At 74.0% G+C, this 14,960-nt stretch carries 10 protein-coding genes; 6 read left to right on the plus strand and 4 right to left on the minus strand.

All coding sequences use genetic code 11. The features are described from left to right. Positions 1-4 precede the first annotated feature (4 nt). A complete protein-coding gene (locus tag AB0D93_RS17125) occupies positions 5-631 on the minus strand; it encodes a winged helix-turn-helix transcriptional regulator (RefSeq protein WP_362119950.1) in 627 nt (208 codons plus the stop codon). Positions 632-712: 81 nt separating this feature from the next. Here AB0D93_RS17125 and AB0D93_RS17130 point away from each other — a divergent pair, with 81 nt between their 5' ends. Beyond that, complete coding sequence (locus tag AB0D93_RS17130) at positions 713-1,921, plus strand: pyridoxal phosphate-dependent aminotransferase (protein ID WP_362119952.1); 1,209 nt, start codon at positions 713-715, stop codon at positions 1,919-1,921. A gap of 48 nt (positions 1,922-1,969) precedes the next feature. Here the strand turns inward: AB0D93_RS17130 and AB0D93_RS17135 are convergent, their stop codons facing one another. From AB0D93_RS17135 to AB0D93_RS17145, 3 genes are read right to left on the minus strand one after another with little or no spacing between them, the layout of a single operon-like run. Next, positions 1,970-2,629, minus strand: a complete 660-nt coding sequence (locus tag AB0D93_RS17135; protein WP_362119954.1) for a 4'-phosphopantetheinyl transferase superfamily protein — start codon at positions 2,627-2,629, stop codon at positions 1,970-1,972. Between the two features lie 15 nt (positions 2,630-2,644). Then, the gene (locus AB0D93_RS17140) at positions 2,645-7,141 is read right to left on the minus strand and encodes an aminotransferase class I/II-fold pyridoxal phosphate-dependent enzyme (RefSeq protein ID WP_362119957.1); all 4,497 of its coding nucleotides are present in this window, start codon (positions 7,139-7,141) and stop codon (positions 2,645-2,647) included. Beyond that, on the minus strand, positions 7,134-9,491 hold the full coding sequence (locus tag AB0D93_RS17145) for an MMPL family transporter (RefSeq protein ID WP_362119959.1): 2,358 nt from the start codon (positions 9,489-9,491) through the stop codon (positions 7,134-7,136). The genes AB0D93_RS17140 and AB0D93_RS17145 overlap by 8 nt, the downstream gene beginning before the upstream one ends. A 340-nt stretch (positions 9,492-9,831) precedes the next feature. On the opposite strand from AB0D93_RS17145, the gene AB0D93_RS17150 reads away from it, so the two are divergent. From AB0D93_RS17150 to AB0D93_RS17170, 5 genes are all read left to right on the plus strand, one after another. Further along, positions 9,832-11,616 (plus strand): trypsin-like serine protease, encoded by a 1,785-nt coding sequence (locus AB0D93_RS17150; RefSeq protein WP_362119961.1) that lies wholly within the window; start codon positions 9,832-9,834, stop codon positions 11,614-11,616. Positions 11,617-11,745: 129 nt separating this feature from the next. Next, the gene (locus AB0D93_RS17155; RefSeq protein ID WP_362119963.1) at positions 11,746-12,906 is read left to right on the plus strand and encodes a serine hydrolase domain-containing protein; all 1,161 of its coding nucleotides are present in this window, start codon (positions 11,746-11,748) and stop codon (positions 12,904-12,906) included. A gap of 35 nt (positions 12,907-12,941) precedes the next feature. After that, positions 12,942-13,535: a histidine phosphatase family protein gene (locus tag AB0D93_RS17160; RefSeq protein ID WP_362119965.1), complete on the plus strand. Its 594-nt coding sequence runs from the start codon at positions 12,942-12,944 to the stop codon at positions 13,533-13,535. A 157-nt stretch (positions 13,536-13,692) separates the two neighbouring features. Beyond that, a complete protein-coding gene (locus AB0D93_RS17165) occupies positions 13,693-14,316 on the plus strand; it encodes a hypothetical protein (RefSeq protein WP_362119967.1) in 624 nt (207 codons plus the stop codon). A gap of 52 nt (positions 14,317-14,368) precedes the next feature. Further along, on the plus strand, positions 14,369-14,791 hold the full coding sequence (locus AB0D93_RS17170; RefSeq protein ID WP_362119969.1) for a thioesterase family protein: 423 nt from the start codon (positions 14,369-14,371) through the stop codon (positions 14,789-14,791). Positions 14,792-14,960: the final 169 nt, after the last annotated feature.

Raw genomic sequence — 14,960 nt, forward strand, 5'->3', positions numbered from 1 at the left:
GTTCCTACGCCTCCCTCAGCACCTTGGCGAGCAGGCCGTCGCCGGTCACGGTCACCCGTCCGTCCCGTACCGCGTCCGCCAGGCCCGTCTCGCCCCTGGCCAGGGCCTCACAGGTCGCCGCGTCCATCGCCAGGCAGGCGTCGGCCGTTCCCGGCGCGGGCCCCTCGCCGTACACCGGGCCCTCCTGCGCGCCGACCCACAGGTGGAAGTCGCCCTCCTCCAGCCGGACTTCGACCAGCCCCTCGCCCTCCAGTGCCCGCAGCAGCGGCAGGGCGAACCAGTGGGCACGGACGGCGTCGGTGGGCCGCCGCTCCCCCAGCCCTCCCTCGCCCCACCGCCCCAGCGCCTGCAGCACCGGCAGCAACTGCCGCCCATGCGCGGTGAGTTCGTACACGTAGGCCGCACCGGGCGGAGGCAGCCTGCGCCGTGTCGTGAGGCCGTCGCGCTCCATGTCCTTCAGCCGGGAGGCGAGTACGTCCGTGCTCACGCCGGGCAGATCCGCGTGCAGGTCCGTGTAGCGGCGCGGGCCGGCCAGCAGCTCCCGGACGATCAGCAGGGTCCAGCGGTCGCCGACGAGGTCGAGGGCGCGGGCTGCGGAGCAGTACTGGTCGTAGCTTCGGCGTGGCGACATGCGACGCAGTCTAGACATGTTGTTGGACTTTCCAAGCTCGAACTTGGTAAAACCAAGCAACACGAGTTTCCGGAGGGGTCCATGGAGTTCCGGCAGTCGAACAAGCTCAGCGAGGTCTGTTACGAGATCCGCGGCCCGGTGATCGAGCACGCCGACGCGCTGGAGGAGGCCGGGCACAGCGTGCTGCGCCTGAACACCGGCAACCCCGCGGCCTTCGGCTTCGAGGCGCCGGAGGAGATCCTCCAGGACATGATCCGGATGCTGCCGCGGGCGCACGGCTACACCGACTCCCGCGGCGTCCTCTCCGCCCGCCGCGCGGTCGCCCAGCGCTACCAGAACCTGGGCGTCGACGTCGGCGTGGACGACGTCTTCCTGGGCAACGGCGTCTCGGAGCTGGTCTCCATGGCCGTGACCGCGCTGGTCGAGGACGGCGACGAGATCCTCATTCCCGCGCCGGACTTCCCGCTCTGGACCGCCGTGACCACCCTCGCCGGCGGCAAGGCGGTGCACTACCTGTGCGACGAACAGGCCGACTGGAACCCGGACCTGGCCGACATGGCGTCGAAGATCACGGACCGCACGAAGGCCGTGGTCATCATCAACCCCAACAACCCCACGGGCGCCGTGTATCCGAAGGAGGTCGTCGAGGGCGTCCTCGACCTCGCGCGCCGGCACGGCCTGATGGTGTTCGCCGACGAGATCTACGACCAGATCCTCTACGACGACGCCGTCCACCACTCGGCCGCGGCACTGGCCCCCGACCTGGTGGTGCTGACCTTCTGCGGACTGTCGAAGACGTACCGGGTGGCGGGTTTCCGCTCCGGCTGGCTGGTGGTGACCGGCCCCAAGCAGCACGCGAAGGACTATCTGGAGGGCCTGACCATGCTGGCCTCCATGCGGCTGTGCGCCAACGCCCCGGCCCAGTACGCCATCCAGGCCGCGCTCGGCGGCCGCCAGTCCATCCGCGAACTGACGCTGCCCGGCGGCCGGTTGCACGAACAGCGGAACGTGGCCTGGGAGAAGCTCAACGAGATCCCGGGGGTGTCCTGTGTGAAGCCGAAGGGCGCGCTGTACGCGTTCCCGCGCATCGACCCGAAGGTGCACCGCATCCACGACGACGAGAAGTTCGTCCTCGACCTGCTGCTGCGCGAGAAGATCCAGGTGGTCCAGGGCACCGGCTTCAACTGGCCCTCCCCCGACCACTTCCGCATCCTCACCCTGCCGCACGCGGAGGACCTGGAGGCAGCGATCGGCCGGATCGGGCGGTTCCTCGGCGGGTACCGGCAGTAGCCACCCGGAGGCCGGACGCCGCGAATGCGGGCCGGGGTGACAGGGCGGTCACCCGTCCCGCCCGTCACCGCCGACGACGACGGCGAGCGTCGCCGTGCCCGCGCTGCGGACCAGGGTCCGGCGGTCACCGGACAGGGTGGGCGGCGTCAGGGCGAGGATGCGGACACGGCGTGGGGCCTCGCCGAACAGGCCGCGGCGGTCGGCCTTCACCGTCGCTTCCTTCAACGCCCAGGCCGCGGTGAGGAGTTCGGGGACCTCGCCGGTGAGCCGGCGCTCCTCGGGAACCAGGACGTGGGCCGCGGCACGGCCCACGGCGGGTGCGGCGGCCGTCTCGCACAGGTCCACGCCGACCGCGCCGGGTGCGGTCACCGCCGCGACGTGGTGGGTCGTGTGGCTGATGGAGACGTGGAGGCCCGGTACCGAGACGCGGGGGCTGCCGTCGGCGCGGGGGAGGATCTCCACCTCGGCGAGCGGCAGACCCGTCGCCCAGGACACCACGGACTTGGCGAGCAGGCGGCCCACCCCCCACTCGGCCTGCCGCCACGCCGGCAGGCCGCGGAAGACGTGCCGTTCGGCAGGGGTGAACAACGGCGGCAAGGACCAGGGGGCGCGCCGGCCGAGTGTGTCGCACCGGACCACGAGGAGGGTCGCCCCGCCCCAGCGGTGGACCCGGCCCCGCGCGATCGCGGGGAACACGGTGTGGGACACGACGGGCTCCGGCCGTCACGCCGTGCGGGCCGTGTCCGCGCCACCGCTCCGGCCCAGTTGCCCTGCCAGCGCCGCGACCGTGTACCGGATCTGCTCCGGCGTGTGCTCACAGGTGACGAAGAACCGCAGACGGGCCAGTTCCTCGGGGACCGCCGGATGCAGGATCGGGTTGACGCTGACGCCCTGTTCGAAGAGCGCCCGGGCCAGCCGCAACGTCCTTGCCGAGTCCCCTACGACGCACGGCACGATCGGCGTACCCCCGCTGCTGCCCGTCTCGACACCCGACCCGCGGGCCAGGCGCACGAACAGCGCCGCGTTCTCCCTGAGCCCGGCGAGGCGCTCCGGTTCGGCCCGCATCAGCCGCAGCGCGGCCAGCGAGGCGGCCGCGTTGGCCGGGGTCATGCCCGCGCTGTAGACGAAGCCCGGCGCGGTGTAGCGCAGGTAGTCGACCACGGCACGGTTCGCCGCGACGTACCCGCCGCAGCCGGCCAGGGACTTGGACAGGGTGCCCATCCACAGGTCGACGTCCGGGCGCTCGACGCCGTGGTGTTCGCCGACACCGCGTCCGGTGGCGCCGAGCACGCCGATGCTGTGCGCCTCGTCGACCATCAGCAGCGCGCCGTGCCGCCGCTTGACCGTGACCAGGCCCGGCAGGTCGGCGATGTCACCGTCCATGCTGTACACGCCCTCGGCCAGGACCAGTACCCGTCGGTACTGGTGGCGGACCCTGGTGAGGAGTGCGTCCAGGGCCGCCGCGTCGTTGTGCGGGAAGGGCCGCCGCGTCGCACCCGAGAGCTTGCAGCCCTGCAGGATGCTGTCGTGGGCGAGCGCGTCATGGACGATCAGGTCACCCGGCCCGACCAGGTGCCCGACCACGGTGACGTTGGTGGCGTGCCCGCTGGTCAGGGTGATCGCGTCCTCGGTCCCCAGAGTGCGCGCGAGTTCGCTCTCCAGGTCCAGGTGGAGCGGACGGGTGCCGGACAGCAGCCGGCTGGCGGAGGCCGATGTGCCGTACCGGTCCACGGCCTCCTTCACGGCCGCACCCACCTCGGGATGCGTGGCCAGGCCCAGGTAGTTGTACCCGGAGAAGGAGACGAGTTCCCGGCCCTCGACGACCGTCCGGTCCGTCATGCCGCCGTCGTGGACCAGGAAGTAGGGGTTCCCCAGCCGGAGTTCACCGAGCGCCCCGATCCGCTCGCGGTGGGCGGTGACCTCGGGGAAGCACTCCGGGCGCCGCTGCTCCTCCGGGGGCGGGCCGCCGGCCTCCCCGGCCTCCTCCGTGACCATCGCGGTGATGCCTCCGACGGTCGGCCGGGCGCACCGCTCGTCGATCGTCAGCGAGGGCCAGCGGCCCTTGAGCGAGGTGAACAGGTCGGTCAGCATCAGCGAGTCGAAGCCGAGGTCGTCGACCAGGCGTTGACCGGACCGCAGCTGCTCCACCGGGAAGGCGCTGACGCGGGCTATGTGTTCGAGCACGGCCTCCTCGGCCCCGGGGGCGGGACGGTCGCCCGGTGGGGAGAACGCCTCGGGAGGACGGGCCGCCGACCGGGACCGGGCGGTGACCGTGGCCGTGTCCATGGCGGGCAGCGTGTCGCTCAGGCGCCTGAGGATCGTGACCTGCTGCTGGATGAGGTCGAGCAGTTCGTGCATCGGGGTCTCCTTGGCCGAGTCGTCCACCGGACGGCCGGTCGAGTCGTCCACCGGACGGCCGGTCGAGTCGTCGGCCGGGGTGTGGAGCGTGAAGGGCTTCCGCCCGGGATCGGGTCGGCGAAGCCAGTAGGACCGCTCCTCCAGCCGGGCCACCGGCAGGTCCAGCGGCCGGCGGTCGTCCTCCCCCGCCAGGGCCCGGGGGTCGACCGGGACACCCAGGACCGCCAGCCGGGCCAGGGCCCGCGGGAAACCGCCCGCGTCGCCGGGCGCCGTACCGGCGACGACGTGGACGTCCTCGTGGTCGGCGAGGTTGCGGCGGACGGAGGTGAGGAGCGAACCGCCCCCGGTCACCTGGAGGAAGACACGGGCGCCCGCGTCGTAGGCGCTGCGCACGGCGTCGCCGAAGTGGACCGGCCCGGACGTGTGCCGCGCCCACAGCTCTCGCAGCCGTTCCGGCTCGCCGCACACCGTCCCGCTCACGGCCGACACGAACGGCAGGCGGGGCGTGCCGAGGGGGCGGCGGGCGAGGTCCGTGCGCATGGCGTCGTCGGCCCGGGCCAGGCGCGGCGAGTGGAAGGCGTGGGACGCCTCGAGGGCGGAGGTCGCGACCCCCGCCTCGGCGCAGACCCGCCGCAGCGCGTCGATCCCTTCCTCGCTGCCGCTCACCACGATCTGGCGCGCGTGGTTGAAGCACGCGAGCCACACGTCGTCGATGCCCCGCACGAGCCTGCGGCAGGTCTGCCTGTCGGCCTGCACCGCGAGCATCCCGCCGCGGGATTCGGCCTCGGCGGCCCCCATCACCGCACCCCGGTGGGCGAGCAGCCGTACGGTCTCCTCGTCGGTGAGGAAGCCGGCCGCCGCGGCCGCGGCGAACTCGCCGAGACTGTGGCCGAGTACGAGGTCGGGGGCCACCCCGCACGCGGCCAGCAGCCGGGTGGCGGCGATCTGCACGGTGCCGAGCACGGGCTGGCACACCTCGGTGGCGGCGAGCCGTCGCCTCACCTCCGCCTCGTGCGCACGGCCGCCGTAGAGCAGACCGGACACATCGGTCCCGGCCGCGGCGCCCAGCGCGCCGACGACGCGGCGGAACTCCGGGAACCTCTGGTGGAGGTCCCGCAGCATGCCCGGCTGCTGACTGCCCTGGCCGGGGAAGACGAAGGCCACGCGGCGCTCGGCCGGCGGCAGGGGCGCGTCGGAGGCGAAGGCACCGTCACCGAGGTCGCCCCGGGCCCCGTGGGCCAGCTGTTGCCGGGCCCGGCGCAGCCGCGCGGTGAGTTCGGCGGTGCCGGCGGCCACGATGGCAAGCCGGCTGGGCAGCGGCTCGCGCCCGCCCAGGCTGTGGGACAGTGCCGCCATCGACAGGCCCGGCGTGTGCTCCAGGGTGTCGAGCAGCGCGCCGATGTGCTCCTGGAGCAGCTCCGGGCTGCCCGCCGAGATCAGGGCGAGCCGGGGTTCGGGCGCGGACCGGGCGCCCGCCGGCCGTCGTACGGGGACCGGGGCGGGCGCCTGTTGCAGGACCACGTGGACGTTGGTGCCGCCGAAGCCGAACGCGCTGACGGCGGCGCACCGCGGGGCGTCGCCGTCGGGCCACGGCCGGACGGTGTCGGCGACGCGCAGGCCGGCGGTGTGGAACCCGAGACCGGGGTGGGGGGTGAAGTCCGGCTGTGGCACGACCGTACGGTGGTGCACGACCAGCGTGGTCCTGATCAGCCCGGCGATGCCCGCGGCGGACAGTGAGTGCCCGATGAGAGCCTTGCCCGAGGACAGGTAGCTCAGGCCGGGGTCCTCGTCCGGGTACTCGGTGCGCAGCCGGCGCAGCGCCTCCACCTCGACGCGGTCGCCGACCGCGGTACCGGTGCCGTGGGCCTCGATGAACCCCACGGCGGAGGGCGGCAGGCCCGCGTCGGCGTAGGCGCGGCGCATGGCCCGCAGCTGTCCTTCGGGAGTCGGGCTCACCGGGCCGGGGGTGGTGCCGTCGTTGGCCGAGCCGATGCCCTTGATGACGGCGTAGACACGGTCACCGGCGGCGAGCGCGTCCTGCAGGGGCCGCACGACGACCGCGCCGGCGCCCTCGCCCAGGACGAAGCCGTCGGCCCGTTCGTCGAACGGCCGGCACACGCCCTCGGCCGACAGCGCGCCGAGACGGGAGAAACCCACGAGGCTGTCCGGGGTGAGACTGAGGAAGACACCGCCGACGACGGCCGTGGTGCAGGTGCCCCGGCGCAGGTGCAGCATCGCCTGGTCGAGGGCGACCAGGGAGCTGGCGCAGGCGGCGTCGACGGCGAAGCTGGGGCCGCCCAGGCCGAAGTGCCGGCTCACGGCGGCGGGCGCCATGTTGAGCAGGCTTCCCGGCAGGCTGAACGGGTCGGCGACGGCGGGCAGTTCCCCGGCCCGTTCCTCGAGCGCCCGCGCGAGGGCGGGGTCGGTCGATCCGTCGGCGATGCCGCGTGCCCTCAGGCCCGCCGTCATGAGCTCCCGGTAGTCGGAGGCGGACAGGCCGAAGAAGACGCCGGTGTTCTCCCGGTCGTAGTCACCCCGGCCGAGCCCCGCGTCGTCGAGGGCCTCGCGGGTGACGTCGAGCATCAGCCGGTGCTGCGGGTCCATGGCCTGCGCACGGCGGGGTGGCAGACCGTAGTGCCGGGCGGCGAAGCGGTCCACTCCGTCGAGGAAGGCGACCCGGTCGGTGTAGGCGGTGCCGGGGGCGGACCGGCCGACGGGGTCATGGAACGCGGCGTGATTCCACCGCTCCTTCGGGACGGGGGCGAACCGCCGCTCCGCACCGAGGAGGAGCTGCCAGTACGCGTGGGTGTCACGGGCGCCGGGGAAGCGGCAGCCGAGGCCGACGACGGCGATGTCATTCATGGGAGACCTGCTTCGGTTCTGGTGCCCGGGGCGGGCAGCCGTGGTGGGAGGGGTGGTGGGCGGACGGGGACGAGGGCGGTGCCCGCCGCGCCCCGGCGGTCGCGGCGGGTGTGCCGGTGTCGTGCCTGCGGGGGCGGGGAGCCGGCGGGGGAGGCGCCTGGGCCGGTCCGGACAAGGGCCGCACGGCGAACGGCCGTCCGGTGCGGGCGGGTCCGGCGAACGGCCGCGGCGCCCACCAGTTCAGTCCGCCGGCGAGGCGCATGAACGCCGGCACGAGGACACCGCGCACGAGGCTCGCGTCGAGCAGGACGCCGAGGCCCGCCCCGATCCCGAAGAACTGCAGGAGGGACACCTGGGAGGTGCCGAAGGCGAGGAGCGTGAAAGCGAGCAGGGCGCCCGCTGTCGTGACGATGCCGCCGGTGCGGGCGACGCCGTTCACGATCGCGTCGGCCGTGTCGTGTCCGGCGTCGTGCGCCTCCTTGATGCGGGCCAGGACGAAGACCTCGTAGTCGACCGAGAGCCCGAAGACGACGCAGAACAGCAGCACCGGCATGGTCGTGCTGAGCGGCCCGGGGGTGAAGCCGAGCAGCGTGCGCAGGTGCCCGGCCTGGAAGATCCAGACCATGGCGCCGAGGACCGCGGCGAGGCTCAGGCAGTTCAGCGTGATCGCCTTCAGCGGCAGCAGGAGGCTGCGGGAGAAGAGGAACAGCAGCACGAACGTACTGCCGGCGATCACGGCGGCGGCGATCGGCAGCCGCCGGGCGATGGTGTCCTTGGCGTCGACGAGCGCGGCGCTCGGCCCGCCGACGTGGATCTCGGTGCCCGCGGGCGTCGGCGTGCCGCGGACGGTGCGGACCAGGCGCTGGGCGGAGTCCGAGTGCGGGTCGGCCGACGGCACCACCGAGAACAGCGCGGGAGCGCCGGGACCGTGCGGCAGGAGGCGGGTCGCCGCGGAGCCCGCGGGGGCCACCCTGACGCCGTGCCGCCACACCCCGGACGGTCCGACGACCTCGGCCACGCCGGGCAGTTCGGACAGCGCGGGTGCGTAGTTGCGCGCGCTCTGCGGCGTGCGGCTGGTGAAGAACACCGTGAGGGCGTCGGGGCTCCCCCGGTCGAAGTCGCCGCGCAGCAGGTCGCCGGCCTGACGGCTGGACGTGGTACGGGGCAGCGCCCGGTCGTCGGGAGTCGCGAACCCGGCGTGGGTGAAGGGTGCCGCGAGCACCGCCAGGAGGGCCAGCACCGGCAGTGCGGCGAGCACCGGGCGGCGTACGACACCACGCGCCAGCCGCTCCCAGAACCGGGACGCGGAACCGGCCCGGGCCCGGCGGCGCCAGGGCACCGCCCACGCGTTCACGCGGCGGCCGAGCAACGCCAGCAGCGCCGGCAGCACCGTGACGGCCGCGACCGCGGCGACGGCCACCACGGCGATGCCGGCATAGGCGAAGGAGCGCAGGAAGTACGGAGGGAAGAGCAGCAGGGCCGCCAGTGCCGCACAGACCGTGGCGGCGCTGAAGAAGATGGTGTGGCCCGCGGCGCATGCCGTCCGCCGGGCGGCCTCGCGGGGTTCGTGTCCGGCGGTCAGTTCCTCCCGGAACCGGGAGACGATCAGCAGCCCGTAGTCGATGCCCAGGCCGAGTCCGAGCGCGGTGGTGAGGTTCAGCGCGAACACCGACACATCGGTGACCTGACCGAGGAGGCTCAGGGTCAGCAGGGTCCCGCCGATCGCCAGGACGCCGATCAGCAGGGGCAGGGCCGCCGCCATCACGCTGCCGAACACCAGGACCAGCAGCAGGAGTGTGCCGGGCAGGACGACGGCCTCGGCCCGCTTCAGGTCGGAGGCGGCGAGGTCCTGCATCTCGTGGTCGGCCAGGGCGGTGCCGCCCACGTGCACCGTGAGGTCGGACCGGCCGGACAGCGCCGCGCGCACCCGCTCGGCGCGCGGGCCGAGCTGTTCTCCGTCGCCGTCGACGTGCGCGATCAGCAGCGCCGAGCGGCCGTCGCGGCCGCGCAGCTCGCTCACCCCGCCGCTCCAGTAGGAGGACACGTCGCTCACGTGGGGCTGGGCGGCCAGGCGCCGGGTCAGTGCGCGTCCCTCGGTGCGCACGGCGGGATCGTCGACCCCGCCGCGGCGGACCCGCACGACGACCACCAGGTTCGCGGACGTGCCCTGGTACGGCGCGGTCACGCGGGCCGCGAAGCTGGAGTCGGAGGCGGGGTCGTCGTACCCCTGCGTCTTCAGCCGGCTCGTCGCCGACGGGCCGAGGACCAGCGACAGGGCGAGGAAGCCGAGGGCGGCGAGCAGCACGCGGCGGGGGCGGCGGGTGGCGAAGGAGCCGAGCCAGCGGTACATCCACGCCTCCTTCCGGGTCGGCGTCCGCCTGCGGTGGGTCGCAGGAAGGTCGGCTGCCACCGTCCCCCGCGAGCGATGCGGCGCCCCAGCCCCGACTGTTCGTTACTTGACGGAGGGCGGAGGGTGCGCTATTGGCGACGCCCGCTTGTCCGGGCTTCGCAAGGATGTGCGAAGATCACGCGACCCGTCGTCTCCGACGGCGGGGCCGGCCTGGGGGGTCCTTGAACGCGTGGTTTCTCCGTGTGCGCTCGACCGGCGCGCGCCGCCGTTCCCCCCGTCCGGTTCCAGCAGACCAGGGGGAGCACCGTTGTTCTCGTACACAAGACCGTCCTCGTCACGCATGCGCCGCGTGACCGTCGCCGTGGTGTGCGGCGCCGCCCTCGGCGGCGGGGTTCCCGCCGCGCAGGCCGGGCCGGCCGGGTCACCGGGCCCGGCCGCAGGGCAGGAGGCCCGGCAGGCCGCGCGGTCGTGGACCGCGCAGCGCATGGCCGACGCGGCGCCGCTGGACGGGGACCGCGCCCGGCCGGAGGGGCCCGGGGCGTCGGCCGCGGCCGCGGGCCGGCCGCAGGGCACCCTGTTCAAGGGAACGCCGCTGGTCGGGACGTTCTTCGGGTCCGACGGGCCGGGCGGCACGGCCTGGCACTGCACCGGCAGTGTCATCGACACCAGCGTCCGCGACGTCGTCCTCACCGCGGCCCACTGCGCGCTGAACATGAAGGGCGACTACGTCTTCGTCCCGGAGTTCGTGAAGGGCGCCGGACCGGACGAGCAGCCGTACGGCATCTTCCACATCCAGCACGTCTACATCGACCCGCGCTACGTCCCCGACAAGGGGTCGTCGACCACCAAGAAGCCCGTGTCCGACCTGGACACGGCGTTCGCGCGGGTCTCGCCCAACCAGAACGGCCAGAGCCTTCAGGACGCGGTGGGCGGCGGCCTGACCTTCACCCGGCCCACCGGCTACACGCAGAAGAACGTCACCGTCGTCGGTTACCCCTCCTACCAGCACAACAGCGCGGGCCGCGCCGTCAAGTGCACCGTGCCCACGACGCAGCTCCCCGGCTACCGGCAGCTGTCCATGACCTGCGGCGGCTACTACGGCGGCACGTCCGGCAGCCCCTGGATCACCGACTACAAGGACGACGCCCGCACCGGACACGTCATCGGCGACCTCGGTGGCTACAACGGCGGCGGCAACGACGCGAACGTCGACTACATCAGCTACGCCCCGGCGTTCGGCGCCGACGCCGCGAACCTCCTCGCGGACGCGGTGGCCGGCCAGGACCCGCCCTCCGGTCTGCCGCCGTACCAGGGCCTGCAGTTGCCCGGTGGCGCGGCCCGCTGGCAGAAGGCCGCGCTGCTGGCCTCCGCCGACTACACCGGTGACCACCTCGGCGATCTGCTCGTCGTCTGGTCCGACGGCGGGGTCACGCTGTACCCGGGCGACGGCAACGGCGGGTTCGGGGCCGAGAAGCGGCTGCTGAAGGCCAACTCCACCTGGACGCACGCCCGGAGCATCACCGGCGGGACCTTCGGCGGCACCCGGCCCGGCCTGCTGGTGCGCTGGTCCGACGGCGAGGTCACCCTCTACCCGGCCCTCGGCACCTCGGGGGTGGGCCGCGAGGTCCAGATGGCCAAGCCCAAGTCCGACTGGAAGGACGCCATGCAGCTCACCGCCGGCCAGTTCCACGGCGCCAAGGGCGCGACCGACCTGCTGGTGCGCCGGTCCGACGGCAGTCTCGTCCTGTACACCCAGATCCGCTCCGGTTCCTTCGGCCCCGGCAAGCGGCTCGCCGGGGCGAACGGCACCTGGACCAAGGCCGCGCTGCTCAGCGGCGGCGCCTTCAAGGGGACGAGCGGCGCGGACCTGCTCGTGCGCTGGTCCGACGGTTCGCTCGAAAGCCGCACCGGCGTCTCGGCCGCCGGGCTCGGCGCCCGCTCCCGGCTGCGCGGCCCGAACGGCACCTGGCAGCACGCCCAGGTCATGACCACCGGTGACCTCACCTCCGACCACACCGGCAACGACTTGGTCGTGCGCTGGTCCGACGGTGAGACCTCGCTGTACGCCGACACGGGCGCCACGGCCCTCGGCACCGAGAACACGCTGGTCCCGCCGGGCACCTGAGCCACGAGACGTGTCCGGCCCGTGGGGTCGGGAGGGAAAACACGCGTCGGCCGGGGGCGCCGGGAATGCCCGGCGCCGTCGCCACGTTGACGACCTCCGTCGATGATCGCCGGACTGGGGGAATGACGCATGCGGATCGACGTGCACGGCACGGTGGCGGAGGGATTCGAGGGCGTCCGCGAGGAGTTCGCGGCGGTGCTCGCCGAGGAGCGGGACGATCCGGGCGCACAGCTCGTGGTGTACCGGCGCGGGCGGCGGGTGGTGGACCTGTGGGGCGGGGACGGCCTCGACGGGGACTCGGTGACGACCCTGTACTCCATCGCGAAGGGAGCGGCGCACCTCGTCGTCGCGCTGCTGGTGCAGGACGGGGTGCTCGACCTGGAGCGCGAAGTCGCCTCGTACTGGCCCGAGTTCGGCGCCCACGGCAAGGACCGGCTGACGCTGGGCGAGCTGCTGGAGCACCGGGCCGGACTCGTCGGCGATGCCGAACAGCCCTTCACCATCGAGGAGTTGGCCGACGACCGGATCACCGCCGCCCGGCTGGCGGAGCGCCGCCCGTTGTGGGAGCCGGGCAGCGCCTGGGGCTATCACGCCTTCGTTATCGGCGCCCTCACCGGCGAGGTGGTGCGCCGGGCGACCGGCCGGTCGATCCAGGAGCTGTACGAGGAGCGGATCCGGGCGCCGTACGGACTCGACTACTACCTGGGCCTGCCGGCGCATGCCGAGCCGCGCTGGGTGGACGTGCAGCCGCTGGTGCCGACCCCGCAGGAGGCGGTGCTGCTGAAGGAGCGTGCGGCGGCTCCGGACAGCATCCGGGGCATCGCCTTCAACGCGCACGCGGGGCAGCCGACGGACCTCGTGGCCTTCGGCAATCACGCCCGGGTGAAGGCCCTCGGGCCGGCGTCCTCGGGCGGGGTGGGCAACGCGCGCGGGGTCGCCGGGATGTTCGCGGCCGCCATCAGCACGGTCGACGGCAGGCCGCCGCTGCTCACGCCCGGGACGGCGGCGCTCTTCGGTGAGCTGCGCACCCCCGGCGGGCCGGACCTGGTCACCGGCAGCGAGGACCACTTCGCGCGCGGCTTCGAGCACACCCGCGGGCTCTACCCGTTCCTGGACGCCGGCACGTTCGGGCACAGCGGTGCGACCGGCTCGCTGGGCTTCGCCGACCCGGCGAACGGCATCGCGTACGCCTACACCCGGCGCCGCTTCTCCTTCCCCTCCGGGGTGGGCGCCGCCCTGGAGAACGGCCGTCTGGCCGAGTCCGTCCTGCGGGCGGCCGCGTCCCTGTGACACCGTGCTGACAGGCGAGCGGGAAGGGCGCTGACGTGGGTGACCTCTTTCTCGTCCGGCACGGTGAGACCGAGTGGTCGCGGTCCGGACGGCACACCAGTTGGACCGACGTACCCCTCACCGAGCACGGGCGGCAGGAGGCGCGCCGGCTGGTGCCGCTGATCCGCTCGCAGCGGATCGGGGCCGCGTTCGTCAGCCCCCTGCAGCGGGCCCGGGAGACCGCCGGGCTGATCGGGATCCCGGACGCCCGGGTCGACGCCGACCTGCGCGAGTGGGACTACGGCGGGTACGAGGGCGTGACCACCGTGGAGATCCAGCAGGACCGGCCGGACTGGTTCCTGTTCACGGACGGGGTCGCACCGGGGCCGCCGGAGCATCCGGGCGAGACCCCGGAGCAGGTCGGCGAGCGCGCCGACCGGATGCTGGGCAAGGTGGACGCCGCCCTCAACGACACCGGGGACGCGGTCGTGCTGATCGCCCACGGCCACTTCCTGCGTGTCCTCACGGCCCGCCGCCTGGGTCTGCCGCCCCAGCACGGGGCGCTGTTCCAGCTGGCGACGGGAACGCTGTGCCGCCTCGGGACGGAGCACGGGCGCCCGGTGGTGGCGGGGTGGAACATGCGGCCCTAGCTCCAGGGGCGGTGCACGGCGGGAGTCCGGGGACCGGGCCCGGGGCTGCGGTGCGGGTGGCCGCGTTGTCAGACCCGGGCCGTACTCTGCGAAATGGACCGGCCGGCGGTGTCCCCGCGCGGGGACGGCGGGGACGGCACCGGAAGGAGGGCGCGCCATGACACGACCGCCGACCGCGGCACAGCGGCGTGTGATCGAGGCCGCCGACCCGGTGACCGGGCGGCTGCGCGGTACGCAGGCGCAGCTGGCGGCGCTGGTGAAGCGGGGGCTGGCCTTCCGGCACCCGCGGCCGCCGCACGAGCACTTCCTGACCCCGGCGGGGCATCGCATACGGGAGGCGGTGCCCGAGGCGGCGGCCGAGGAGCCCGGAGCGGACGCGGGGGTGTTCGCGGCGCGGGTCGGAGGTGAGGAGGAGCCGCCGGCGGACGGTGCGGCGCGGCTGCGTGAGGTGCACAGCGCCTGGCAGGGGCTGCTGGAGCTGCGCCGGATGACCAACCCGGACGGCGCGCCGGACCGGCCGTGCGGCTGGGAGCGGGGGCATCTGGTGCGGGCCGCCGCGCTGGCCCTGGAGGCGGCCGGGCACCGTCCGGCGGCCGGGGACGAGGACGGTTACCGGGTGCGCGCCACCCCGCAGCCGGAGGCGGTCGCCGTGTACGCGCCGGACGCGGAGGGCCTGGCGGCCTGCGCGGCCACGCTGGAGCGCGCGGGCTGGCAGGCGGGCGAGTACACCGAGCCACGCACGCGGGTGCGCTATCTGCTGGCCTCGCCGCGCCGGACGTGAGCGGCGTGTCAAGATCGATCGACCGGAGATCCGAACGCGAGAAGGGCAAGCAGTGGCCGAACCGTTTTCCGTCCGTGTGACCGTCCGCGGCTACGAGACCGACACCCAGGGGCACCTCAACCAGGCCGTGTACCTCAACTACGCGGAGCACGCCCGCTGGTCGCTGCTCCAGGCCGCCGGGATCAGCCAGGCCCGGCTCATAGACAAAGGTGTGGGTCCGGTGGCGCTGGAGACGACGCTCCGCTTCCGGCACGAACTGCTCGCCGGTGACGAGGTCGACGTGACCACCCGGTTCGAGTGGGGCGGCGGCAAGACGTTCCGGATCCTGCAGGAGATACGCAAGGCCGACGGCACGCTGGCGGCCGAGGTCAGCGCGGTGGGCGGCCTGCTGGATCTCAAGGAGCGCAGGCTGGTCGCCGACCCGCGGGAGGTGTTCAAGGAGCTGACGACGGACCTCACCCTGTTCGGGCTGTAGGGGCCCGGGGGCCTACGCGTCGAGCAGCTCAGGCCGGCGCTCGGGGACCGCTGGGTCCAGCGCCGGGCCGGTCGCACGGTCTCGCTCAACTCACGTGCGACGGGCGGGAGTTCGTACGCCACCTTGGGCGGCACGATCGGACGCACCGTGCGGTGACCAGGCCGTCGCG

Origin of the sequence: Streptomyces sp. NPDC048191 (assembly GCF_040652655.1) — a bacterium.
Taxonomy (GTDB): Bacteria; Actinomycetota; Actinomycetes; order Streptomycetales; family Streptomycetaceae; genus Streptomyces.